Source organism: Caulobacter sp. SRI_008 (genome assembly GCF_057586355.1).
Genome location: NZ_JBYCZS010000013.1, coordinates 17,689 through 42,772 on the forward strand (window position 1 = coordinate 17,689; position 25,084 = coordinate 42,772).

The 25,084-nt window shown below is 67.0% G+C and carries 18 protein-coding genes and 1 pseudogene; 12 read left to right on the plus strand and 7 right to left on the minus strand.

From position 1 onward, the window contains the following. Positions 1 to 6: 6 nt before the first annotated feature. A pseudogene (locus AC2YHT_RS13155) lies at positions 7 to 105 on the minus strand (transposase domain-containing protein); the annotation flags it as partial. 182 nt (positions 106 to 287) lie between these two features. Between AC2YHT_RS13155 and AC2YHT_RS13160 the strand changes: the two are divergent. Continuing rightward, the gene (locus AC2YHT_RS13160; protein ID WP_487290242.1) at positions 288 to 1,232 is read left to right on the plus strand and encodes a LysR family transcriptional regulator; all 945 of its coding nucleotides are present in this window, start codon (positions 288 to 290) and stop codon (positions 1,230 to 1,232) included. Between the two features lie 9 nt (positions 1,233 to 1,241). Here the strand turns inward: AC2YHT_RS13160 and AC2YHT_RS13165 are convergent, their stop codons facing one another. Continuing rightward, a complete protein-coding gene (locus tag AC2YHT_RS13165; protein ID WP_487290243.1) occupies positions 1,242 to 3,551 on the minus strand; it encodes a beta-glucosidase in 2,310 nt (769 codons plus the stop codon). A 308-nt stretch (positions 3,552 to 3,859) separates the two neighbouring features. Here AC2YHT_RS13165 and AC2YHT_RS13170 point away from each other — a divergent pair, with 308 nt between their 5' ends. The 3 genes from AC2YHT_RS13170 (at position 3,860) to AC2YHT_RS13180 (ending at position 8,643) form a co-directional block, all read left to right on the plus strand. Continuing rightward, entirely contained in the window at positions 3,860 to 6,208 is a 2,349-nt protein-coding gene (locus AC2YHT_RS13170; RefSeq protein WP_487290244.1) for a TonB-dependent receptor, read from the plus strand. Between the two features lie 70 nt (positions 6,209 to 6,278). Continuing rightward, a complete protein-coding gene (locus tag AC2YHT_RS13175) occupies positions 6,279 to 7,238 on the plus strand; it encodes an alpha/beta hydrolase (protein WP_487290245.1) in 960 nt (319 codons plus the stop codon). Positions 7,239 to 7,275: 37 nt separating this feature from the next. Next, positions 7,276 to 8,643 (plus strand): glycoside hydrolase family 1 protein, encoded by a 1,368-nt coding sequence (locus AC2YHT_RS13180; RefSeq protein ID WP_487290246.1) that lies wholly within the window; start codon positions 7,276 to 7,278, stop codon positions 8,641 to 8,643. Between the two features lie 128 nt (positions 8,644 to 8,771). Here the strand turns inward: AC2YHT_RS13180 and AC2YHT_RS13185 are convergent, their stop codons facing one another. Next, the gene (locus AC2YHT_RS13185; protein ID WP_487290247.1) at positions 8,772 to 9,806 is read right to left on the minus strand and encodes a Rieske 2Fe-2S domain-containing protein; all 1,035 of its coding nucleotides are present in this window, start codon (positions 9,804 to 9,806) and stop codon (positions 8,772 to 8,774) included. A 129-nt stretch (positions 9,807 to 9,935) separates the two neighbouring features. On the opposite strand from AC2YHT_RS13185, the gene AC2YHT_RS13190 reads away from it, so the two are divergent. The 5 genes from AC2YHT_RS13190 to AC2YHT_RS13210 all read left to right on the plus strand — a co-directional run bounded on the left by AC2YHT_RS13190 (position 9,936) and on the right by AC2YHT_RS13210 (position 16,656). Continuing rightward, positions 9,936 to 10,847 (plus strand): LysR family transcriptional regulator, encoded by a 912-nt coding sequence (locus tag AC2YHT_RS13190; RefSeq protein WP_487290248.1) that lies wholly within the window; start codon positions 9,936 to 9,938, stop codon positions 10,845 to 10,847. A gap of 491 nt (positions 10,848 to 11,338) precedes the next feature. After that, positions 11,339 to 12,031 carry a FadR/GntR family transcriptional regulator gene (locus AC2YHT_RS13195; protein ID WP_487290249.1) on the plus strand — a complete coding sequence of 231 codons (693 nt, stop codon included), beginning with the start codon at positions 11,339 to 11,341 and terminating at the stop codon, positions 12,029 to 12,031. Between the two features lie 834 nt (positions 12,032 to 12,865). Continuing rightward, on the plus strand, positions 12,866 to 14,467 hold the full coding sequence (locus AC2YHT_RS13200) for an FAD-dependent monooxygenase (RefSeq protein ID WP_487290250.1): 1,602 nt from the start codon (positions 12,866 to 12,868) through the stop codon (positions 14,465 to 14,467). Beyond that, the gene (locus tag AC2YHT_RS13205) at positions 14,464 to 15,852 is read left to right on the plus strand and encodes an amidohydrolase family protein (RefSeq protein WP_487290251.1); all 1,389 of its coding nucleotides are present in this window, start codon (positions 14,464 to 14,466) and stop codon (positions 15,850 to 15,852) included. The genes AC2YHT_RS13200 and AC2YHT_RS13205 overlap by 4 nt, the downstream gene beginning before the upstream one ends. 177 nt (positions 15,853 to 16,029) lie before the next feature. Next, entirely contained in the window at positions 16,030 to 16,656 is a 627-nt protein-coding gene (locus tag AC2YHT_RS13210; RefSeq protein ID WP_487290356.1) for a TetR/AcrR family transcriptional regulator, read from the plus strand. 188 nt (positions 16,657 to 16,844) lie between these two features. On the opposite strand, the gene AC2YHT_RS13215 is transcribed toward AC2YHT_RS13210, so the two are convergent. Together AC2YHT_RS13215 and AC2YHT_RS13220 are read right to left on the minus strand one after the other, a co-directional pair. Continuing rightward, on the minus strand, positions 16,845 to 17,138 hold the full coding sequence (locus AC2YHT_RS13215) for a hypothetical protein (RefSeq protein WP_487290252.1): 294 nt from the start codon (positions 17,136 to 17,138) through the stop codon (positions 16,845 to 16,847). Between the two features lie 58 nt (positions 17,139 to 17,196). Continuing rightward, positions 17,197 to 18,003 carry an amidohydrolase family protein gene (locus tag AC2YHT_RS13220; protein ID WP_487290253.1) on the minus strand — a complete coding sequence of 269 codons (807 nt, stop codon included), beginning with the start codon at positions 18,001 to 18,003 and terminating at the stop codon, positions 17,197 to 17,199. A gap of 140 nt (positions 18,004 to 18,143) precedes the next feature. Between AC2YHT_RS13220 and AC2YHT_RS13225 the strand changes: the two genes are divergently transcribed. Further along, entirely contained in the window at positions 18,144 to 18,839 is a 696-nt protein-coding gene (locus AC2YHT_RS13225; RefSeq protein ID WP_487290254.1) for a FadR/GntR family transcriptional regulator, read from the plus strand. A 65-nt stretch (positions 18,840 to 18,904) separates the two neighbouring features. Here the strand turns inward: AC2YHT_RS13225 and AC2YHT_RS13230 are convergent, their stop codons facing one another. Next, positions 18,905 to 19,285 carry an FAD-dependent monooxygenase gene (locus tag AC2YHT_RS13230; RefSeq protein ID WP_487290255.1) on the minus strand — a complete coding sequence of 127 codons (381 nt, stop codon included), beginning with the start codon at positions 19,283 to 19,285 and terminating at the stop codon, positions 18,905 to 18,907. Then, a complete protein-coding gene (locus tag AC2YHT_RS13235; protein ID WP_487290256.1) occupies positions 19,282 to 20,436 on the minus strand; it encodes an alpha/beta hydrolase in 1,155 nt (384 codons plus the stop codon). Before AC2YHT_RS13235 ends, AC2YHT_RS13230 begins: the two co-directional genes overlap by 4 nt. 596 nt (positions 20,437 to 21,032) lie before the next feature. Here AC2YHT_RS13235 and AC2YHT_RS13240 point away from each other — a divergent pair. Further along, positions 21,033 to 22,448: an MFS transporter gene (locus tag AC2YHT_RS13240; protein ID WP_487290257.1), complete on the plus strand. Its 1,416-nt coding sequence runs from the start codon at positions 21,033 to 21,035 to the stop codon at positions 22,446 to 22,448. Positions 22,449 to 22,787: 339 nt separating this feature from the next. Beyond that, entirely contained in the window at positions 22,788 to 25,019 is a 2,232-nt protein-coding gene (locus tag AC2YHT_RS13245; RefSeq protein WP_487290258.1) for a TonB-dependent receptor, read from the plus strand. The last annotated feature ends 65 nt before the right edge of the window (positions 25,020 to 25,084 follow it).

Consider the following 25,084-nt stretch of genomic DNA (forward strand, 5'->3'; position numbering starts at 1 on the left):
CGGGCCGGCCCGCCAATTCCACGTTAGGAGCGCGTCGATCCGTTGAGCGCGATGCCCAGCGATGCGCGCGAGGACGTCGGCGAGCCAGGCTTGAGCGGCGACGTCTTGGCGGGGACCTTTAGGCGACCGTTCGCGCCACCGAAGTACTGGATCTTGAAGCTCTCGCGAAAAGAGCCATGGCTCCGGGGGGCGCCGTATATTTAGGCGCTTCGTAGCCGATCGCGATTGATCTTGGGCGCGCGCTTGGTCCCGGCTAAACTGTAGAGAAACCCCGCGATAGGACAACTATGAAGCGCGACGGGCTCGATCTCAATCTCCTAATTGTTCTGGATCACCTGGCGGTCGAGGGAACCGTCAGTCAGGCAGCCGTCAAGCTTGGTGTCACTCAATCGGCCGTGAGCAATGCTCTGCGACGACTACGAACACATTTTGGCGACAGCCTGTTCATCCCCGTGGCCGGGCGCATGGAGCCCACGGCGCTGGCCGCAACTCTTATTGATCGCATACACGCCGTACAGGGCGAGCTCACGGAAATCGCCGAGTTGCGGGCCACCTTTGATCCAGCGCGGTCGGATCGCTCGTTTACCGTGGTGACATCCGACTACGTCTATCTCGTCCTTCTGGCCGAGGCGGTTCGACGGCTGCGAAGGGTCGCGCCGGGCTTGTCGCTGAAGGCGCTCTTGGTCAGCGAGCATACGCCCGAACTCCTGCGGCAGGGCCGGGCGGACTTCGTGATCATGCCTGGCCAGCTCCTCGTCGACGACCATCCCTCCGAGCCTCTGTTCGACGATGGCTACGTCTGTGTCGTCTGGTCGGAAAACAGCAAGGTGGGTGAGGTCCTGTCCCTCGCCGACTACCTGTTGCTTGGTCATGTCGGCTCCTCGATGGGCAACCCGCATTTGGTTCACCTGGGCGAAGAAGTGGTCGAGCGCGCGGGCTTCGAGCGGAAGATCGCCGCCTACGCGCCAACCTTCACCCTTGTGGCGGATACGGTGGTGGGGACGGATCTGGTGGCGACGATGCACAGGCGAGCCGCCGAGATTCAGGCCCAGCGCCTGCCGTTGCGGATCTTGCCCACCCCCACGAAATTCAAGCGCTTCACCGAGATGCTGCAATGGCACCGTCGCAAGAACGATGATCCGGCGATCACTTGGATGCGCGGCTTTCTGCGCGAAACAGCCGCGGCGCTGGATACGCCGCAGCTGTCCCACAGTTCGCCTCAGGAGACCTGAGTTCGTCGATTACGGCTGAAGACGTCGCGCCTCGATCCGTGTTGCGCCGACCAGGCCAAGATCTTCGGATGAGGCGCCGGCGGCGATCTTGTAGACGCCGCCCGGCACCGTCCACCCCCGGGCCTTGGTGTCGTAGTCGGCCAGCAAGCGAGGGTCGACCTTGATCGTCACCGTCTTGGTCTGGCCCGGCGACAATTCGATCTTGGAGAACCCCAGCAGGCGCTTGCGCTTGGGCTGACCCGGCGCGCCGACCAGATAAAGCTGCGCGACCTCCTTGCCGGCGCGGCGCCCGCTGTTCTTGACCGTGAAGGTCGCCGTCACCGTCTTGCCGCCCTGCAGCTTCAGGGCGCCATAGGCGTAGCGGGTGTAGGACAGGCCATAGCCGAACGGGAACAGCGCCTTGGCGTCCGAGCGCGCCAGCCAGCGATAGCCGATATCGGACCCTTCGATATCGTAGTCGATGGTGAACGGCGCCGGCGGCGGGCCGCCAAAGCCCGTCTCCTTGGTCGGGGTGCGCGACATGACTGGGCGCGGCAGCTGCGCCTCCGAGCGCGGGAAGGTGATCGGGGTCTTGCCCGACGGATTGACCTTGCCCGACAGGATGGCGGCGATCGCCGCGCCGCCGCGCTGACCCGGATACCAGGCCTGGACCACGGCGCCGACCTGATCGAGCCAGGGCATGGCGACGGGATTGTCGGTCTGCAAGACCACGATCGTCCCTGGACGCGCCGAAGCGACCGCCGAGATCAACCCGTCCTGGTCGTCGGGGAGGTTCATGGTGTCATGGTCCATTCCCTCGCTGGCGTGACGGACGCCAAACACGATGGCCACGTCCGCGGCCTTGGCGGCGGCGGCGGCGGCGGCGTGATCGGTCCCGTCCAGATAGGTGATCCTCGCCCCTGGCAGGTCCGCGCGCAGCGCCTTGAGCGGCGAGGACGGGTGATAGATCTGGCGATCGATGACGCCGGTCCCGAACACGATCGATCCGCCATAGGGGATCACCTGCGAGGAGCCGCCGCCCGACAACACGCCCACGTCGGCGTGCCCGCCGATCACGACGATCGACTTGGCCGAGGCCTTGAGGGGCAGGGCGCTCTTCTGGTTTCGCAGCAGGACAATGCCTTCCTCGGCGATCCGCTGGGTGGTCTCCGCGTGGGCTTGGCGGTCGATCGCGCCGCCCGGCTGGACCGGATCATCGACCAGACCGTTGGCGAACATCGCGCGGACGATGCGGCGGGCCATGTCGTCGAGACGCGCTTGGGGCACCTGGCCGCGCGCCACGGCGTCCCGCAGGGGCGCGCCGAACCAGTCGCCGCCCTTGTCGAAGGTGTAGGCCGAATCCTGGTCGAGGCCGGCGTTGGCCGACGGCGCGGTGCTGTGAACCGCGCCCCAGTCGGACATGATGAAGCCCTTCCAGCCCCATTCGCCCTTGAGGATCTTGTTCTGCAGCAGGTCGCTTTCGCAGGCCGGCTGACCGTTGACCTTGTTGTAGGCGCACATCACCGAGCCCGGGTCGCCCTGTTCGATGGCGATCTGGAAGGCCAGCAGGTCCGATTCCCGCATGGTCTTCTCGGAGGCCTTGGCGTTCATCGCCTCGGCCGCGTGGCTCTGGTCGTACATCAGGTAGTGCTTGGCGGTGGCGATGATCTTGGCGCTCTGAAGGCCCTTGATCGCCGCGCCCGCCAGCACGCCCGCCAGCCAGGGATCCTCGCCGCCGAGATATTCGAAGTTACGGCCGCTGCGCGGGTCGCGGGCCAGGTTGAAGCCTGGCCCCAGCAAGACGTTGAAGCCGTGAGCGCGGGTCTCCTGGCCCACCAGCGCGCCAGCCGCTTCCACCAGGGCTGGATTCCAGGTCGAGCTCTGGGTCGGGCCGGAGGGGAGGGCGGTGGCCTCGTCTCCGGGGCGGACGGCCAGGCCCGCGAAGCCATTGGTCACGCCGAGGCTGGCGTCGGTCTCATGCAGGTCGGGAATGCCAAGGCGCGGCGCGCCGCGCACGAAGCCCGACGTGCCGCGGAGGAATTCATCGATCTCCGGATCGATCTTCTGATCGCCAAACTGCAGTTCCTTGGGAAGCATGCGCGGGGAGACGCCCGAATAGCCGCGCACCAGCTTCAGCTTTTCGTCCTGCGTCATGGCCTGAACCACCAGGCTCGCGCGCGCGTCAGCGGAAAGCTTGGTGTTCATCCACGGCGCGGCCCCCGAAGCCTCCGCCCCGGGCGCCGCCGCCAGGACCTGTAAGGGCGCGGCGGCCAGGATCATCGGACTGGCCAGCCCCAACAGAATCGTTCGCAGGCATGTCCTCTTGGCGGCCTTTTGCATCTTTCAGATCTCCCTAATGGCGCAGCGTCCAGCGCGGCCGATTGTTCGGCCAGCTTCCGGTCGGCGCGGCCGAAAGCGCGCCGCGCCGATCTACGCCATAGCGGCAAACGGGGCCCTGACCACGGCGTGCGCGGAAATAAGCGCAATTTCGCTCTCAAATAGCCTTTAAAAAACAATGAGTTAGTTGCGCGTCGGTTCTTGGCCTTGCGTTGACCCCGCCCAAGCTCGGCCCCTAAGCACCTCCTCAGGTCCCAGGACCCAAGAATGCAGTCGTAAGCGTCGCAAAGACGCGATCGGGGAGGCTCTACATGTCGTCGAAGTCAAATCTCGTCCTTTGGCTGGCCAGCAGCGCGCTGATCGCCGTGGCCAATCCTGCCGCCGCCCAGACCACGGGCCAGACCCCGGGCCAGAGCACGGGCGCGAGCGCCGCGGCGCCGGCGGACAATGCGGACATGACCGTGGCCGAGGTGGTGGTCACCGCCACCCGCCGCTCCGAACGTCTGCAGGATGTGCCTCTGGCGGTTTCGGTGCTGACCGCCGACAAACTGGCGGCGACGGGCTTCAAGAACCTCAACGACATCCAGTATCAGGCGCCGGGCATCACGATCACCCCAGCCTCATCGACCACCGACAACGGTATCCGTCTACGCGGCGTCGGCACCGCCGCCTCGTTCGCTAGCTCCTCGGAGCAGAATGTCGGCCTCGTCGTGGACAGCGTCGTCGTGCCGTTCGGCAATCCGGTCGGGAGCCTGGGCGATGTGGACCGCATCGAGACGCTCAAAGGCCCCCAAGGCACCCAGTTCGGCAAGAACGCCTCCAGCGGCGTGGTCTCGATCACCACCTCCAAGCCCAAGATCGGCGAGTTCTCCGGCAGCGGTTTTGCCTCCTACGCGTCGCTCAACGAGTACGACGTCAACGGCTCGGTCAATGTCCCGCTCGGCGACACGCTCGCCGCCCAGGTCTTCGCTTTCGAGCGCGGCTATGATGGCCTCATCTACAACAAGGTGCAAAAGCGCGACTGGGGCGGCAACAAGACGTCCGGCGCGCGCGGCAAGCTGCTGTGGAAGCCGACGGATCGGTTCAGCGCCTACTTGATCGCCGACTACACCCACGCCGACACCAAGGGGACCAATCCCTGGACGCTCAACAGCCTGCCGGCCTCGGGCGGTTTCGCCGCCAGCAGCGCGGCGCTGTCGGGCCTGACGCCGGGTCCCGACAATGACGTCTCGATCGAGAACTACGGCGGCGACACCATCACCGCCAACTACGGGGTTTCGCTCGAGCTGAACTACGAACTGGGCGACTACACCCTGACCTCCGTCAGCGCCTGGCGCGAATATCGCGTCAGCGCCTCGGACTACTCGATCGACGCCAGCGATCTCAACACCTTCACCGCCCAGACGGCGGCCAACAAGGACCGGTTCTATTCGCAGGAACTGCGCCTGACCTCGCCATCGGGCGAGCGGTTGCAGTACGTCGCGGGCGTCTTCGCCTCGCGGCTGGAGGTCGGGCTGGGATCGGCGTCCAGCGCCCAATATCGCCCGCTGATCACGGTCTCACCCGACCTCATCGTTTCGATCAGCAACGGCATTGGCTCGGTGGAAACCACCAGCGAGAGCCAGGCGGCGTTCGTCGATGGTTCGTTCCGGCTCAACGACAAACTGCGCCTGTTGGGCGGCCTGCGGGTCAACCATGACAAGGTCAGCGCCTTTTCCTACTCCAAGCTCGATCCGGCCTATCCGGGCGGCGCCAGCGCCGCCGGCTTCGTTGTGCCCTACACGGCCAACGCCCTGGCGTCCTCCACCGTAAGCGGCACGGATTGGTCGGGCCGCACGGGGCTGGAATACAAGCCCACCAGCGACGCGATGATCTACGCGACGGTCGCGCGCGGCTATCTGGGTCCGACGACGACCTTTTCGATCCTGTCGAACACCAAGAGCGAGGTGAAGCCCCAGACCGTCAACGACGTGACGCTCGGCGCCAAGACGCAGTTCTTCGATCGCCGCCTGACCCTGAACGGCAATGTCTTCTATGATAAGTACAAGAACCTGCAGACCTCGGTTTTCAAGAACGCGGAGTTCATCACCGGCAACGCCGGAGGTTTGAAGACGCGCGGCTTCGAGGTCGAGGCCAACCTGCGCGCCACCCGCAATCTCGGCTTCAATCTCGGCTACAGCTACGTCAAGGCGACCTACACCGACTACCTGACCGACTGTCCGATCAGCATCCTGCTGGGCGCGGCGGGCGCTGCCGATCCGCGCTGCACCAAAGGTCCCGCCGGTTCGCAATATCAGGCCAAAGGCGATGATCTGGTCGGCGCGCCGCGCAACACCTTCAACGCCGGCGCCGACTTCCGCCGCCCGATGGGCGGATTCGTGATCGACGGCGCGGTCAGCTACTACTATCGCGACAAAACCTACAGCACCGCCGGCGACGAGGCCACGCGGCTGCCGTCCTACCAGATCGTCAACGTCAATCTCGGCCTCGGCAAGGCCGACGGCGACTGGCGCGCCTCGATCTTCGCCCGCAACCTGTTCGACGAACACTTCAATCTGAGCATGCTCGGCGCGGCGTTCGCGCCGACCGGAACGCTGTTGAACGTGGTCAACCGCGATGGTCGCCGCACGGTCGGCGTCGCGCTGTCGGCGCGGTTCTGACACGGCGCGAGGCGCGGCCCCGGCGCCGCGCCTCGCACTCAAGGGGCGATGGCCTGCGAGGATGACCAAGATGAAGTTGAAGATGCTCGGCCTGGCGTTCGCCGCGATCGCGTTGAGCGCCACCGCCACCGCCCACGCCCAGTCACCGCCTGGGCCGCCGCCAGGTTTCTACATCAAGCCGGTCGCGTCGCGCGAGACCGCCGATGCGCTTGCGCTCTATGCCGGCGTCGCTCCCGGTTCCGAGGGCGTCGTCGTCCAAGAGCAATGGAACGACCTGATGGGCCAGGTGATCGTGCGCAACGTCACGCGTCCGACCCTGACGCCCTACCTGCCAGCCAAGGGCAAGGCCACGGGCGCGGCGGTCATCGTCGCGCCCGGCGGCGCCTATGTCATGCTGTCGATGCAGAACGAGGGCGTCCCGGTCGCTCAGTGGCTCGCCGACCACGGCGTGGCCGCTTTCGTGCTAAAGTATCGCACCGACCTGACGCCGGCCGAGGATCAAGGTTTCGTCGAGGTCATGGGCGCGCGTTTCGGCGCGGCCGCCAAGGCCGGGGCAGGGCGGGCGCCGCCGATATCCCAGCCGCTCGCCGTGGCCGATGGCGCCCAGGCCCTGCGCCTGGTTCGCCAGAACGCCGCCCGATGGGGCGTCGACCCGCATCGCGTCGGCATGGTTGGCTTCTCGGCCGGGGCGATGACGGCGTTGCAGGTCACCTTGAATGATGCGCCTGACGCGCGGCCAGATTTCGTCGGGCTGATCTACGGGCCGATGAACGCTGTGAGCCCGCCGCCGACGCCGCCGCCGCTGTTCGTGGCGCTCGCCGCCGACGACAGCCTGTTTGGCGGGGCCGGATCGGCGATCGTCGACAGTTGGCAGGCGGCCAAGGCGCCCGTGGAGTTCCACCTCTACGAAAAGGGCGGGCATGGCTTTGGGATGCTCGGCCCGCGGGGCACGAGCAAGCACTGGATCGACGAATTCTACTGGTGGCTCGAGGGACGCGGGCTCCTGCAACCGGGCGGCAAGACGCCCTGATCGCCCCGCGCGTCCGCCTTTTTCGATTGGGTATTCCATGATGACGAAATCCAACCCTGGCCTATCGCGCCGTGACCTGATCGCGGTGGCGGGCCTGGCCCCCGCCTCGGCCCTAGCCGCCCCAAAGCACGCCGCCCCAGAGGCCGCTGGTCAAGCCAAGCCCGCCGCCCAAGCCAAGGCGAACGGTGGCCAAGGCGGGTTTCTATGGGGCGTGGCGACCGCGGGCCACCAGGTGGAGGGCGGCAACCTCAACAGCGACATGTGGCTGCTCGAGCACCTGGCTCACAGCCCATTTTCGGAAAAGTCGGGCGATGCGCTGGATCACTACCATCGTTACGCCGAGGACATCGCCCTGGCCGCAAAGCTCGGCTTCAACACCTATCGCTTCTCGATCGAGTGGTCGCGCGTCGAGCCCGAGCCCGGCGAGTTCTCGGCCGCCGAGATCGACCATTATCGGCGCATGTGCGCGGCCTGCCGAGAGCATGGGCTGATCCCGGCCCTGACCTACAATCATTTCAGCGCCCCGCGCTGGTTCGCCGCACAAGGGGGCTGGGAGAATCCCGAGGCGCCGGCGCTGTTTGCGCGCTACTGCGAGAAGGTGACCGCCAGGCTCGGCGAGTTCGCCGGTCTGGCCAGCACGCTGAACGAACCGAACATGGGTCTTCTGCTGCAGTGGATCCTGCCCGCGCCGGTTCTTCAGCAGATGCGCGCAGCGATGGTCGAGGCGGCCAAGGCCGCGGCCTCGGACCGCTTCTCGGCGATTATGTTCGGTCGTCAGGAGCTGATGCTGCCAAACCTCCTGGCCGCTCACCGCCAAGGCTACGCGGCGATCAAGGCTGGTCCGGGCGATTTCCCCGTCGGGGTCAGCTTGTCCTTGATTGACGATCAACCCCTTGGGCCCAACAGCCGCGTCGCCGACAAGCGTCGCCAATGTTACGAGCCTTGGCTGGCGGCCGCGGCCGCCGACGGCGACTTCATCGGCGTGCAGACCTATGGCCGCGCGCGGATCGATGACAAGGGCCAAGTGGAGCCGCCCCCGGGCGCCGAACTCACCCAAATGGGCGAGGAGTTCTACCCGCAGGCGCTTGAGCAGACGATCCGCTACGCCTACGCGGCCACCCAAAAGCCCGTCTATGTGACCGAGAACGGTATCGCCACCGAAGATGACGACCGACGTGTCGTCTACATCAACGAGGCGCTCAAAGGCGTGGGGGCTTGCCTCGCCGACGGCCTGCCGGTTCGCGGTTACATCCACTGGTCGCTGATGGACAATTTCGAATGGGTCTTCGGCTACCGGCCAAAATTTGGCCTCGTGGCCGTCGATCGCGCGACGCAGAAACGAGCCCCGAAGCGCAGCGGCCGCCTCCTGGGCGAGATCGCGAAGTCTGGACGCGCGCCCAGCTGATAGCCTTGGGGGGCTCACGTGACCCCCCCCCCGGAAGGTCTTGACGCCCGATTTGCGAGAAAGCCGGGTAGGCTGACGAGGTCGCTCGACGACACCGCCTTTCGGCTGGCCTACACGGACAACACCGTTCAGGCGGCCGGCGAAGGGTCAACGCGCTCGGACCGCATCAAGGCCTCGAGCTGTCTGCGGGCGATGTTGCCGCCCACGTCCGTGCCGATGTCCACGAGCGGGGCCATCGGGTTCTCGTCGATGCGCAGTTGCTGCTGTTCGAGCACCGCCTGATCCTCCTTGAAGGTTCGGGCCGTCTGCTCGAACACGAGGTCGACGACGCTCGAGGTGAGGATGTTGGTGGCCATCGACCAGAAATAGTGCGTGGTCTTTTCGGTCTCGGGCGTGATCCCGTGGAAGCCGAGCATCGAGAACCCGTGCTCGCGGCGACCTTCGTAGGCGCCCGTTCCGGCATCGCACGCGCCCGTATGGATGCGCAGCATCACCGGCATGAACTCGATCTCCTGCCAGCGATCGACCAGGCCTGTGAAGCCCTTGGCCGCGACATAGGTCGGCGGAGCAGGGGAGCTTGGCATGTGTCGCCGCACGACAACGCCGTTGGCGGAGCGCTCGGCCACCGTCTTGGCGCGGAAATGGGTGTCCGGATCGCCGCCGATCGTGTGGGGGTGGATATAGGGCAGGTGGGACAGGTCCATCAGGTTGTCGATCAGCAACTGCCAGTTGCCGGCCACCATGAAGTGCTCGCTACGCCAGGCCCATGCGGGGTCATTGTGCATGAGGTGGCGGGGAATTTCGGCCGGATCGGCGCGCTCGGCGTCACCCATCCAGATCCAGATCGCCGCGTCCTGCTCTTGGACCGGATAGCTGCGCACACGGGCCTTGGCGGGAATGCGGTCCTGAGAAGGGATGCGTGTGCAGAGCCCCGCGCGATCATATTCCAGCCCATGATAGGCGCACCGGATCCTCTCGCCGGTCAGATGGCCTTGGCTGAGCGGCATGGCGCGATGGCTGCACCGATCTTCCAGCGCGCCTAGGGCGCCGCTCTGAGTTCGGAACAGGACGACCGACTGGCCCAGGAACTTGCGGCCGATCGTCTGGCCAGGCTGCAGCTCGCTCGCCCAGCCGGCGACGTACCATGCGTTGTTCAAGAACATGCCGATCCTCCCGTGCGCCCATCTTGGCGATTGCTGGAAGGCTAACCTTGGCTCCCATCATTGCTGAACGTAATTGGTTGAATTATCACTATTACGATTATGGATTTACGTCGGCTCGATCTGAACCTGTTGCTGGTGCTGGACGCGCTGTTCGACGAGCAGAGCGTCACCGGCGCGGCCCGACGCCTGAAGTTGAGCCAACCCACGGTCAGCGTGTCGCTCGCCAAACTGCGCGTCGCCCTCGACGACGAACTGTTCATTCGCAGCGCCAATGGCATGGCGCCGACGCCCAGGGCCCTTCGCCTGCGCGAGCCGGTGCGGCGCATCATCGAGACGGTCATCGGCGAAATCTTGCCCGCGGAGCGCTTTGATCCGCTGACAGTCCAGAGACCGTTCACGCTCTGCCTCTCCGACATCGGGGAAATGATCTTCCTGCCCAAGCTGATCAACCATCTGCGCCGGGTCAGTCCGCGCGCCCAGGTCGCCTCGGTGTCCCTGCGCCCAGAGGAGCTGGGCCAGGCGCTGGAAGCCGGCCAGGTGGATCTGGCGCTGGGATATTTCCCCGACCTAAAGGCTGGCATCCACCAGCAGGGCCTGTTCGACCACGCCTTCACCTGCCTGGTGCGGCGCGATCATCCGCGCATCCAGGACGGCCGGCTCGATTGGCGGACATTCCTGGGGCTGGACCACATGGTGGTCAGCGCCGAGGGGCGCAGCCAGGAGATTTTCGAGCGGGCCATGCAGGCCCAGAACGCCACGCGCCGCATCGCCTTGCGTACGCCCCATTTCATGAGCGCGCCTCTGATCATCGCCAAGAGCGAGATGGTGATCACCGTGCCCAAGGCCGTCGGCCTGGTCTGGGCTGAACGTGCGGATCTGCAGTTGCTTGAGCCGCCGATAGCGATCCCGTCGATCCCGCTCAAACAGTTCTGGCACCGCCGCTTCAATGAAGACGGCCGCCTGACTTGGCTGCGCGCCGCGATCGCCGAACTCTTCCTGGGCCGCGATCCCTCGACCGAGCCTGGTTTCGCGCGCTTCTGACCTTCGCGCCGCGGTTGGCCCGTAGGCGCCATTTCGACCGCTTCCATGCCCGCGTCCCGCTCCGGGCGAACAGGGGTCTGACGTCCGAGTCGCCGGGTCAAGCGCGCCGAGCAGGCGGTCAGTTGCGCCTCGATATGATCGCCTTGCGGCGCGCTGCAGGCCAGCGCCCTCGGTGCAGCCCTCCCATAGGGGGCTTTGCAGGCCAGGACGTCCCGGTCCGGTAGAAAGCCAAAACCGGCGCGCCTGCGCCGATCGCGAGCAGGCGTGCGAGCGCAACGCCGGCCAAGCGTGGTGATGTCAACACCACGGTCTCTCGACCCTGGGCGCTATGAGATCGTTCGCAGCGGTCAACCAATCTGTAATTGGTCTGCCTTCCCTCTCCGCCTGGCGGCTGAAGAGCCGCTTCGATGCCCGTTCTGGCGGGTTTTCGCCGCGAGCCTTGTGGTCTCTAGGTCAAACCAATATGGTTGGTATCGGTTTTAGGAACGGGCATGAGCGACACGGACAAGCTGCTTGCGACGGTAAAAGCCTGGATGGATGCGGCGCGGCTTGGACCGGACTGGCGCTTGCCGCCAGAGCGGGAGCTGGCAGCGGTCTTTTCGGTGGGACGTAGCGAGCTGCGGCGGGTCCTGGCGGTCTTGGAAGCCGAGGGCGTCATCTGGCGACGCGTCGGCAAGGGAACATTCCTGACGCGCAGCGAGACGGCTCAAGACTTGGCCGTCGAGGGCATCGCCGCCCGCACCAGCCCCATTGCGGCCATGCAGGCCCGCATCGCGGTGGAGCCGGAACTGGCGCGGCTGGCCGCGCTCAACGTCACCTCAGAACAGATCGGCCAGTTGCGCCGACTGTGCGACGAGATGCGTATCGCCGACTCCTGGGACGCCTATGCCGAGCTCGATTGGCGTTTTCACAATCTGATCGCCGAGGCGACGGGCAATGTCCTGCTGGTCCAGATCCAGCGGCTGCTCAACGGCGTGCGGCGGTTCGTGGTCTGGGGCAATCTGATCAAGCGTCCGTTGCGGCCGCCCAACGACTATCACTCGTTCGCCGAACACACCGAGATCATCGACGCCCTGGAGGCGCGTGACGCTGAGCGGGCCGTCTTGGCGATGCGAGGGCATCTGGGCGAAACCAACGCCCACCTGGCGGATCTGCGAGCCGCTCACGGCGCGGCGGGAGTCTGAGGGCCGGCGGCGGGATCGCCACCGAAGCCCGCCTCGGCGCGGGGGCGTCGTCTATGGGCCGCGCCAGCCGATCGGCGACCCAAGCCGCCATGAGATTGCTGCGGTCCTTGGCAGGGTCGTAGACGCCGGGATCGCCGTCGGAAGAGTTCATCCTGCGCGGCCGACTGAAGGCGACCCGTCGAAGAGCGGCGGGACGCTGTCGGTGTTGACCACCGGCTTTGGGCCGCCGCGCAGCCGGGCTGTCGATCCGGACGATGGGCGCCCTCGAACCGGCCGATCCGTGGGTCAGCAGCCGTAAAAGTCGGGATTTTCCGCCCAAAGCTGGATGTATTGGACAAATTCGCGCTTCAGGCGAGTGATGGAGCTGCGGGGCCGAGATCCCTGGGCGTCGTCGCGGCCGGGGCAGCTGTAGCCTCTCCCGGACCGTCTCGCGCCAAGGCTCCTCCTTGGCATGGAAACGGTCGGCGCCAGGGATGCTGGCCCCTCGACGCTGCCTAGGGCGAACGCCGACAAGGCCGCGCACGGTCTTCAACGGGCGCCGACGGTTGGCTGCCATTGCTCCGTCTGGCCGCCGTCTTGGCTGTCGTCTCGGTCGCCGCCAAGACCTCGTCGCCACGCCGACGACCACGCCGCCAGGCGAGCGCCCCGGTCGCACGGGGTCATGGATCAGGCAAGGCCGAAGCGGCCCGGGGAGGGCCCGCCCTCGACGGCTGGGATGCGGCGCGACGCCGCGTCGAAGCCGGGCGTGTTGACTCAAGTTCATTTTGGTTACACCGTATCCGAAATGAACGACGGGTTGGATTTCCAGTCCTGTCGAACGCAAGGGAGCGTCGCGTGAGCGCAGGGATTATCGACGTGCTGATCGTCGGGGCGGGGCCCGTTGGGACCGTCCTGGCGGTGGATCTGGTGCGCCGTGGGCTGACTGTCCGCATCATCGACAAGGCCGGGGCGAGCTTTCCGGGGTCGCGCGCCAAGGGAGTGCAGCCCCGCACGCTCGAGGTCTTTCAGGACCTGGGCGTGGTCGAGGACATTCAGCGGGCGGGCGGGGACTATCCCTTGCTGGGTCTGCACCTGGGAGCGGTGACCCTGCCGTGGCGGATGATGGCCCATCAGAAGCGCACGACCGACGTGCCGTTCCCCAACACCCTGCTTATTCCGCAGTTTCGCACCGATCAGATCCTGCAGGCGCGTCTGGCGGCGCTCGGCGGGGCGGTGGAGCATGGCCGCCAATTCCTCGACCTGACCCAGGACGCCAAGGGCGTGACCGCCCGCGTCTCGGGCCCAGAGGGGCAGGTCGAGACCATCACCGCGCGCTACCTGGTCGGCGCCGACGGCGGGGCCAGCGCCGTGCGTCACACTCTGGGCATCGACTTCATCGGCTCCACCCACGAGGAAGACCGGATGGTCATCGTCGACGCCGTGACCCGCGGCCTGTCGCGCGAGCGCTGGCACGTCTGGCCGGGCAAGGCCGGCCAGTTCATCGCCGCCTGTCCGCTGCCGCACTCCGATCTCTTCCAATGGATGATCCGCCTGGCGCCGGACGAGACGCCGCCGGCCGATCTCGCCGCGATCAACCAGCGCATCCAGAAACGGATTTCAAAGCGCGCCGTGGTCCTGAGCGACGCCCGGTGGACCTCGGTGTTCCGGCCCAATATCCGCCTGGCCAAAACCTATCGCCTGGGTCGGATCTTCCTGGCCGGCGACGCGGCCCACGCCCACACCCCGGCCGGGGCCCAGGGCCTCAACACGGGCGTCCAGGACGCCTACAATCTCGGCTGGAAGCTCGGTCAGGTTCTGGCCGGGGCCGACCCTGGTCTGCTCGACAGCTATCAGGCCGAGCGCCAGCCCATCGCGGCGGCGGTCCTCAATCTGTCGACCCAGAAGTACGAAGGGATCGCCAAGCTTGATCCTTCTTCCATCCGGCGTGGCAAGGACGAGAAGCAACTGGCCCTGAGCTATCAGGACGGGCCGCTGGCCGCCGGTTCGGCCATGACCGGCACGCTGCGGGTCGGCGATCGGGCCCCCGACGCGGAGCTGCGGGCGACCAAGGGCGCGGCCGTTCGGCTGTTCGACCTGTTGGCCGGGCCCCACTTCACCGCCATCGCCTATGGCGATAAGGCCGCCCAGGACCTGGAGCGCCTGAGTTGGCCGGCCGTCGGCGCGCCGTTGCAGCGCGTGGTGATCGACGCCAAGCGTCCGACCGGAGCCCTGCAAGGGTTCAAGGACATCGCCGGATGTTTCCGGCGCGCCTACGGCCTGGCCGGCCCGGCGCTCCTGCTGATCCGGCCCGACGGCTATATCGGCCATATTGCCTCCCAAGACCTGCTGTCCAGCACCCAGGCGGCCCTGGCGAGGTTCGCGCCGGCTCCGGGGCCGGTCTCGGGATCGCCGGGAAGCTCGCCCGACGCCTCGCATACGCTGAGGGCGGTCCAATGAGGCCGGTCCTCCTGCGCGGCGCGACCATCGTGACGATGGCGACCGGCCGTCCCGACGCCGAGCGCGCCGACATCCTGGTCGAGGACGATCGCATCGCCGCGATCGGCCTGGGTCTGGAGCGGCCCGACGCGGAGGTTGTCGACTTCTCCGGGCGCATCCTGATCCCCGGCCTGGTCAACGCCCACATCCACACCTGGCAGACGGGACTTCGCAGCATCGGGGCCGACTGGACGTTGCTGGAATATCTCAGCAAGGTCCATGGGGGGCTGGCCGCGCAGTTCACCGCGGACGATATGGGGATCGCCGCGCTGGCCTGCGCGCTCAATCAGATCAATTGTGGCGTGACCACGATCGGCGACTGGTGTCACAACGCCCGCACGCCCGACCATGCGGACGCGACGATCGAGGGGCTGATGCAGGCGGGCGTTCGCGCCGTCTACCTGCATGGCGGCTCCCACAAGCTGCGCGAAGTCGCCCAGCCCGCGCCCGACATCGACCGTCTCCTGAACGGACCGGCCGCGGGCCACGCCCTGCTGGACGTCGGCATGGCGATCCCCGGACCCCAGTATTCCAGCGCTGAAGTCGCCCTGGCCGATTTCCGCACGGCGCGCGAGCGCGACTTGATCGTCTCGATGCACCAGAGCGGCGGCCGGCCGGGTCCGGCCTGGGAGAAGGTGCGCGACGCCGGCCTCGTCAGTCCGCGAACCAACATCGTCCACGGCAACGACATTCCCGACGACTGGATCAAGACCCTGGTCGACGCCGGCGCCAGCTTCACGTCCACGCCCGAGAACGAGCTGGGTCAGGGCCACGGCGCGCCGATCACCGGGCGCCTGATGCGCCTGGGCGCGGCGCCGTCTCTGGGCACCGATATCGACACCTGCGTGTCCGGCGAGATCCTGATCGCCGCGCGCATCGCCCTGGCGCAACAGCGCGGCCTCGATCATGCCGAGCATCGCCAGCGGACCGGCCTGTTCTCACCGACCCCGACCATCACTAGCAAACAGGCCCTGTCCTGGGCCGGCGTCCAGGGCGCTCGCGCCCTGGGCTTGGCCGACCGCGTCGGGCGACTGGAACCGGGTCTTCAAGCCGACATCGTCGCCATCGACGCGCGGGCCTTGAACCTGTGGCCCGCCCACGATCCGATCGCGGCGGTGCTGCACGCCAGCATCGCCAATATCGAAGCGGTGATGATCGCCGGTCGCTGGCGCAAGCGCGACCATGTCCTTGTCGACGTCAAGCTCGATGAGATCCGGTCGCGGCTGACGGAGTCGGGAAGACGCTTGACCGGCGCCCTGCAGGCCACGGGCCTGGTCGCGCGTCTGCGGCGCAAAGTGGTGCGCCACGTCGTCCACGGCTCGCTGAGGAAGCAGAGTCGGGCTTGAGGCCGGACGTGTTGTGACCCGTACGCGATCCAACTGCGATCCTGTAAAGGTCGGGGATGGTCGGCCTCGCGGCCGAGCGCTCGCTTCGAAACGCCCCGCCTTGCCTTGAGAGAATTCCACGTGCCCGCTAAAGCCGCTCCAGGTCGCCCGCCCGTTCCTTTGGATCGCATCTTGGCCGTGGCGTTGCAGTTGCTCGACGAACAGGGCGCCGAAGCCCTGACCATGCGGCGGCTGGCCGAGGCTTTGAGTTCAGGCACCGCGACCCTCTATCGGCATTTCGCCAGCCGCGAGGATCTCGTGGCCCAGGTCGTCGATCAAGTGTTCGCCGAGATGCGCGAGGGGACCTCCTGCGCGCTGCCCGGCGGCGGCGCGCAGGAGTGGCAAAAAGCCTGCCGGGGACTGGCGCATCACATGTTCCTCGTCCTGGGCCGCCATCCGGGCGCGGCCAGACTGCTGGTTGACGTCCCGCCCATGGGGCCCAACGCCATGAAGCAGCGTGAGCACAGTCTGGCGATCCTGCTGGCCAACGGGTTCGAGCCACGGATGGCGGCCAAGACCTATGCGACCCTGGCCCGCTACGTGCTGGGGTTCGCGATGCAGCTGTCCAGCACGCTGGGCGAGGACCAGCACCTGTTCGTCGGTCTCGATGCGGCGCGCTTGCCAGCCACCCACGCCCTGGCCTCGGTGCTGCCCGTTTCGCTCGAGGAAGAGTTCTTGTTTGGCCTGGAGCTGATGCTCGAGGGCCTGGGGGTCCTGCGGGCTGGGCCGGACTCTGACGCGCCCCACGATCCTTCGCCGCGATAGCGCGAGGATCTGCCTGGCGGCGCTGACGCGCCAGCGCTGATTTACCGCCGCCTCGGGCGACCGGCCGTCATGGCCGTGACCTGCCACGGATCTCGGCGACGCCAATGCCGCCCATGCGGGTGTCAGCATGGCCGACCGGTCCATGAGCATGGCGGGCCGACCTTCGTCGGACCCGCCCGCCCGTCCGTCTAGACGCGTTCGCCAGCGACCTTGGCGTTGCCGAGCATGCCAAGCTTGACCGAGCCGGAAGCCGCGTCGCCGACGAAGGCGACGTCGAACTGCAGCTTCAGAGGCATGGGGGTGGTGATATCGGTGTTCCAGGTCAGGCGCTCGCCCTCGACCTGGCCTTCGACCTCGGCTTCGCCCATCGGTCCGGTGGCTCTTCCGGTGAAGGTCGTGCCATGGGTCACCACCTGCAGCGCCACGTCGCGCGGCCCCATGGGCGTATGAATGACGAGATTCCAGTTTCCGTCGGCGGACATTGATCGCCTCCCTTCGCCGCGCCCAGCGCGCGGTGTTCTTGATTGATGTCGAACGGCGTTACGGCCAGCCGACCCATTGGCTGACGCCGCGGCCCATGACCCACTCCAGGTCCTCGCCCTTGAGCCAGTCGAGTTCTTCGGTGAACTGCCGCACGCACTCGTCCCAGTTGCCGCGCATGCGCGTGAAGTCGGTGCCCCAGAACATCCGCCGCGCGCCGAAGGCGTCGAAGGTGCGCTTGAGGACCGGCTGGACGCTGACGAACGGGAAAGCGTCGGTGGCCATGCTGGGCGTGCCGGTCGCCTTGACCGCGATGTTGGGCAGTCGCGCAAGGGCCATGAACGCGTCCAGCTGGTCGCCGATCTCGGGCAGCTTCTGAAATGGTCCGACGCCGATGTGATCGAGCAGCAGCCGCAGGTCGGGATAGCGTTGGGCGATGTCGGCGACGGCCTGGTATTGCGCGGGTCCGACCATGACCGCGATGGGGCGTCCCAGGCGGCTGGCGCCAGCCCAGATCCATTCGAGCGCCCCGTCAGGCGCCAGGGCCTCGGGACTGGTGAAGGCCAGGACGAAGCGCAAGCCGATCATGCCGGGGCGGGCCAGGAACGTCTCCAGGAAGGCCGGATCGGCCGGCCGATCCAAGTCGAACCAGCCCATGGTCGCGAACCGGTCGGGATGAGCCCGCGCAGCCTCCAGGGCGTAGTCATTGGCGTCCGGGTCCCAGATCGCCGGGCAATTTATGGCGCGGTCGATCCCCGCCATCGTCATATCGCGCAGCGCATCCTCCATCCTGTAGGGCGCGCGCCAATGGTGCGGCGGGGCCTGGGCGCCTTGCCACAGGTGGATTTGAGCATCGATCACGAGCATGGGCAGCAACCTCATCGAGGACAGGGACAAACTGGGGCGAAGGCCTGCCGCGCCGCGGCGGCTCTGGCTTCGTCGCTGGCGCGGTGCTTAAATAAAGACGACAACATCCTCATGGCCGAGTCCGCCGTCCCTTGCCTGACATGACCAGTTCGACCCATCTGATCGCCGCCCTGCGCAAGTGGCTGAGCGCCGCGCGCCTGGACGGCAACGGTCGGCTGCCGGCCGAGCGCGATCTGGCCGAACGGTTCTGCGTCACCCGCGCCGAACTGCGAAAGGCCTTGTCTGTCCTGGAGGACGAAGGCCAGATCGCCCGTCAGGTCGGCCGCGGCACCTTCATCGTCGATGTCGAGGCCGGCGCGGACGCTGGCGACAGCAGCGAAGAACTGGCCGCGCGCACCAGTCCCTTGGCGGCCATGCAGGCCCGCGCCCTGATCGAGCCCGGGCTTTGCAGGCTGGCGGCGCTGAACGCCACCTCGGCCCAGATCGCCGAGATGCGTGGCCTGTGCGCGGGTATGCGCGAGGCCACGACGTGGGAGGCCTATGCCGAGCTGGACTGGCGGTTCCACAATCTGATCGCCGAGGCGACCGGCAACGTCCTGCTCACCGAGGTCCAGGCCCTGGTCAACGGCGTGCGCCGCTATGTCGTCTGGGGAAGCCTGGTCAAGCGGCCGGAGGGGCCGGCCGGCAGCTATCATTCTTTCGACGAGCACGAGGCCATCGTCGAGGCGATCGCCGCGCGCGACGGCGAGGCGGCCATGCGCGCCATGGCCGATCACCTGGGCCAGACCCAGACTCACATCCACCGCGAGCCGGCCACGAGCCACGCCCTGGCCTGAACCCGGCGCTACTCGAGCGCGCCTTGCGCCTGGACCTTCGATCGCGCGGGGAGGGGGAGCGTCGGTCATGCCGCTTGCGCCTCATCGAGCACCTCGGCGAACCATCGCGCCGTTGCGTCGGACGCGGGCTTGGCGTCGTGGATCGCCAGATAGCCGTCAGGCCGCACCAGAACCAAGCCATCGCCTCTGATTCCATAGGCCTGGGCGGCCGGGCCGGCGGCCGGCAAGCGCAGGAAGCGCACGGGAAGGCCGTCCATTCCGACCTGGGCGGGCGCTGCGCCAAACAGCAGCAGCGTGAAATGCGGACCCTTGAAGGCCTCGACGAGGCGGAAGGCGACTCCGCTGCGCGCCAGGTCGCACGCCAGCGTCAGGCCCGCCGGACCCGCGCCGACGATCAGAACGTCGACGTCGACGGCAGCGGCTTCGTCCTCGTGCGCTCCAGTCATCGCCGCGCCAGGCGCGAGACCATCCAGTCTCCGATCAGCGCGTGCTTGTCGTCGGCGTGATTGTAGATGCAGTGATCGCCGTCGGAATAGACGACCAGCTGCTTGTCGGCCGAGGCGGCTTGGCTGAACAGGAAGGCGGCGTCCTCGTTGGTGACCAGCGGATCCAATCCGCCCTGCACCACCAGCAGGGGCGTGTGGATCGGCATGGCCGGATCTACCGGATTGACGCTGCGCCAGACCTCGGCGGCCTCGTCCTCGGTCACCTCGCCCACATGGGCGGTCATCTTCTGGAAGAAGGTCGGGTTGGCGCGCGCCATGAACGGCGCGCTCGTCCCGCCATTGTTGCAGGTGGCGAGGATGCGCGGGTCGCGCGCGGCTAGGTGGATCGCCACCGAGCCGCCCATGCTGTTGCCGATGAAGCCCAGCGGAACGTCGGGCCCCTCCTGCACGATCGCGTCGAACACGTCGCTGTAGGCCCGCTCCCAGCCCAGGCCCAGATAGTGGCCCAGGATCAGGCGGCTGTCGCCCTGGCCTGGCCCATCGAGCACCCAAGCCTCCAGGCCGCGGGCGGCCAGGCTCTCGCCCATTTCGCTGAAGTCCATCGCCCAGCCCTCGATGCCGCCGATCACGACGACGCGGCCCAAGGTTTCGGCGCGGCGGCTGCGATAGCGCCAGGCCAAAAGGGGCCCATTGGCGGTGGGCAGAACGACCTTCTCGCGATCGCCGAGCAGCAAGGCGGCTTCGGCATAGAGCTCGCTGGCGCGTCCATAGATCGCCGAGCGTTCGGGACTGTTGCGCAACATCATCATCTGACTCATGCGGACCAGAGCCGATGCGCGCAGCAGGCGACGGGCCCGACTGGCCGGGGTTTCCATGGCGACGCGGCTTTCCGGCGGATCCAGAGACACCTCGGCCAGATCGGTCGCCACGGCGCGCCAGTCTTCGCCAGACCACACCCGGCCGCGCAGCTCCATGGCGTCGGGATGGTGCACGCCGTAGGCCATCAGGCGTTCCAGAGAAAGCTGGCGCAACGCCGCTTGCGCCAGCTCTCCGCTGGCGTCTTCGGGTGGCGCATAGGACGCGCTGCGCTGACCGGAGAACGCTCGGATCACGGTGCGCGGACCCTGCAAGACCTGGAGCGAAGCGGACATGGCGTTTCCTGATTTTTCGTTGAACCAATATGGTCCATATAGGTTGGCGTTCGGCAATTCAAGTCCGTGTGAACGGTGCTAAGATTACTCGAAAGCCAGGTCTGACTGGGCGTTAGCGCTCAAAATTTGCCATTGCGATTGAAACCAATATGGTCAATCAAACGAGAAATTGGTTTCAAAAAGTGACGTGCTCGGCGAGCGAGCCAGGCGCGACCGGCGCGTTCCGGCAAGCCGCTGCGCGTCCTGGTCGACCGTAGCCGGCGCGGCCGGCTGAGCGGGTCCAAGCAGGGGTAAAACGCATGGCGTCACACACGACACCCGCCAAGGATCGCGTCCGCCGATCAGCGGGGGCGGCCTTCCTTTCGGCGAGCGCGCGCCAGCCCCGTCGAGGGGGTCGCCTCGCGCGAGCCGCGCCATTGCCCCAACGCGCGGGGATCGTCGCGTCGTCAGCCGCCCGGCTTGGCCAGCGCCTTGAGCCCTGAGGCTTGGGGCTTTGCGGACCCGAACGCGTCGCATCCTTCGGGCCGTGACATGCGCAACCTCGCACTTGGCCTTGTAACCCTATTCGCCGGCCCCGCTCCAGCCAGGATTTTCCCGTGAAGCAATCTCCATTCCGCGGTCCTGCCGGCGTCGCCCTGATCGTCGCGGCCGCCCTGTTCATGATCTTTCTCGACGGCACGATCCTGGTGACCTCGTTTCCGCAGATGGCGCGCACGTTCGGCGTCTCCGTGGTGGCCATGAACAGCGCCGTCACCGCTTATCTGCTGGCCGTCGCCGCGTTCATGCCGCTAAGCGGCTGGATCAGCGACCGCTTCGGCGCCAAGCGGGTCTTCGCGGTGGCCGTCGCGCTGTTTACCTTGGCCTCGGTCGGCTGCGCGCTCGCCCCGTCCTTCACCCCTTTCCTGGCCGCCCGGGTCCTTCAGGGCATGGCCGGCGCCCTGATCATGCCGATCGGCAGGGCGATCTCCGTCGACAAGGTCCAGAAGCAGGCCATCATGCAGGCCACGGCGCTGATCACCTGGCCCGCGCTGATCGCGCCCGTTCTCGGACCGGTTCTGGGCGGGGCGATATCGACGTGGTTTGACTGGCGTTGGAACTTCCTGCTCAACGCGCCCATCGGCTTGCTCGGCGTCTTGCTCAGCCTGGCCTTCATTCCCGACAATCATGAGCGCTTGGCCCGCCCGCTCGATATCGTGGGCGGGGTTTTGACCTCGACGGCGCTGATCCTGCTGATCTACGCGTTGGAACGACTCGGCGCGCCGGACCAGGCGGTCCAGTCGGCGGTGCTCCTGACGATCGCCCTGGTCCTGGGGTTCGCCGCCTATGTTTGGCTGCGCCAAGCGTCCCATCCGATCCTGGATCTGAGGCCCTTGCGGCTGACCTCGTTCTGCGTCTCGACAATGGACGCCGGCGCCCTGCAGCGCGTGGCGATCAGCGCAACGCCTTTCCTGCTGCCGCTGATGCTGCAGGAGACCTGGGCGCTCAATCCGTTGCAGGCGGGGCTGGTGCTGCTGGCCTACTTCTGTGGCAACCTCGGCATGAAGAGCGTGACGACGCCTCTGTTGCGCCGGTTCGGCTTCAAAAGCGTCCTGGTGGGCAATGGGCTCGTGGTCGCCGGGTCCGTCGCCGCCTGCGGCCTCCTGGCCGCGCAAACGCCGCTCGCGCTCACCGTGGCGGTGGTTGTCCTGGCGGGGGCCGCGCGCTCGTTGCAGATGACGGCCTTGAACACGCTCGGCTTCGCCGAGGCGCCAGGCGAGCAGCGCGCAGCCGCGGCTCTCCTGTCGACCATCGGCCAGCAAGTCGCGATGGCGCTAGGGGTCGCCGCGGGCGCCCAGCTGTTGCATCTGGCGAACCAGCACGGTCAAGCCAAGCTGAGCGCCGCCGACTTCCGCTTCGCCTTCCTGGCGGTCGCCGTGATCGGCCTCTTGGGCGTGGTCCTGACGCTTCGCTTGCACCCTGACGCGGGGTGGGAGGTCAGCGGCCAGGCCCAAAGACGCCCCGTCAGGCCTTGAATGCCCCTCCGCGCCGACCGCGCCCGTATCATCTCACGCCGGACGGCCCCCTCGGCGGTCCGAACACGCAGCGCCGCTGCGCAAAGGCCGAACCGGCGGCCCTCACGACCGGACGTCAACGCCGCCCAGGTCCCGGTTTGGGTCAGGGCGCGACGGCGTTAAACCAATATGGTTTCAATCGGTCTGGTGGCGGGTCGTTTTTGGATACGTCGCGCCGGTACGCTTCGTCCAAACCTGTGGCCAAATGGACATTAGGCACCGATTGTGCCCGCAACCAAAATGGTATTGAATGGCCAACATTGGTCGAAATATTAAAAAAATGACCACAGGGAGGTACCTATGATCCGCCATACCGCGCTTGCTCGCGCGACGCTCATCGCCGGCTGTTGCCTGTCGCCGCTGGCGGCCGCCGCCCAGACGGGGAACGCCAGTACCGGCGCGACGGCCATCGACGAGGTCGTGGTCACGGCCCGCAAACAGGGCGAGACCCTGCTCGACGCGCCCGCGACGATCAGCGTCCTGCAGACCCAGGCGATCGCCGCGGCCAACATCACCAACGCCACACAGCTGTCGGGCATCGTCCCGGGACTGATCATCATGCAGGGCACGGCCGGCGCGTCGTCGTCGCTGCGCGGCCTGGGCTCGACCTCGGCCGACCCCGGCATGGAAAGCTCCGTGCCCACCTTCGCCGACGGAATCTATCTGGGCCACCCGCGCGACTTCATCCTGCCGGTCTACGACGTGGCGCAGGTGGAATTCATCAAGGGCACCCAATCGACCCTGCTGGGCAAGAACAGCAGCCTCGGCGCGATCAGCATCGCCAGCCGCAAACCGCGCAACGTCTTCGGCTATGACTTGGCCCTGACCCGCAGCGGCGGCATCGATGGCAAGAAGCTCGAGGGCGGGGTGGACCTTCCCCTCGGCGGGGGCTTCGCCGTTCGCCTGTCGGGCGTCTTCAACGACGAGGACGGCTACGTCCACAATCTCAATCTCGGCGACAAGGAGCGCCGCGTGAACGAGACCTCCCAGCGGCTGGTGCTCACCGGTCCGCTCGGCGACACCGGCGACCTGACCGTCCTCTATCAGCACGACAGCCGCCAGACTGACGGCCATTACATGGAACTGCTCAGCGACCCCAACGGCGTGGTCACCCGCCGCGCTCAGGCGCTGGGCCAAAGCAACTTCGACGCCCTGGGCAACGACAAGTCCTTCAGCGGCTCGGACGCCGTGGGCGCCGGCGCCACCGCCGGACCGCTACAATTCGACAACCAGAGCGGCGACCGCCTGACCGCGATTGGAACGCACGATCTGGGCCGCTACGCCCTTACGGCCCAGACCGCCTGGGCGCAGTGGGATTCGCTGCGCGCCACCGACATGGACCTGACCCGGGCCCAGCTGCTTGACCTCTATGATCATGAAAAGAACTGGATCCTGTCACAGGAGGTCCGCCTGGCCTCGCCGGTGGAAGATCGTTTCTCCTGGCTAGTCGGCGCCTTCTACTACAAGAACAACTGGCGTCTGGTGCGTCGCGCCAAGGCCCAGACCGGCGGCGGCGTCTATCCGCTTGCGGGGACCTCGACGGGCGACATCCTGATCAAGACCGAAGCCTTGTCGGTCTTCGGCGCGGCCCACTACGCCCTCAGCGACAAGATCAAGCTCTCGGCCGGCCTTCGCTATACCGATGAAGACAAAACCCCGACCTATGAGCGGGTCTCGACGGGTTTCTTCGCCCTACCCAGCCAGGCCCCGACCCTCCCCAAGACGACCCTGGCGACCAAGACCGCCAAGAAGCTCGACGGCGATTTGGGCCTGCAGTACCGCCCCGGCGACAACACCATGCTCTATGTGAGCTGGGCCAAGGGCAGCAAGAGCGGCGGCTTCCAGTCTTCGCCGGTCTCGCTGGCCGGCGCGGCCTTCGAGGGCGAAACCGCCTACACGCTGGAGGCGGGCGCCAAGTTTGACTTCCGAGGCCGCGGCTATCTGACCGCGGCGTTGTTCGACACACGCGTCGACGGTTTCCAGATCAGTCGCGTCGAGCTCGTCGACGGTGTCGTTCAGTCGGTGATCTCCAATGCCGATGTCGGCGCGCGCGGGGTCGAGGCCGGCGGCTCCTGGCGCGTCGGCGAGGTGACCTTCAACGCCACCGCCGTCTATTCGGACGCCCAATTCCTCAAGGACTTCGGCACCGCCGGCGCCTTGGTGGCCTACAAGGGCATGCCTTTGCCCCGCGCGCCCAAATGGTCCGGATCGCTGGGCGCGCGCTACAGCCACCCCCTGAACGACCGCCTCCAGCTCAAGCTCCAGGGTTCCGCCGCCTATAATGGCGACGCCGACCTGCAGCTGCGTTCGACCGATCCGCTGTCGCCCAAGTCCAAGGCTCATACCTTGCTCGACGGGCAGATCGCGCTCGCAGATACGCAAGGCGGCTGGGAGCTGGCCGTGATCGGCACCAATCTGGCCGACAAGCGTTATACGACCTTCGCCTCGAGCGTGACGGCCGGCGCAAACGCCTACTGGGGCACTCTGAACCGGCCGCGCGTGATCGCCCTTCAATTGAAGTTCACCCGCTAGGCCGAGGGGACGGCAGGGCCAGATCCTGGCCCTGCCATCGTTCCTCAAGCGACTTACACTGAGAA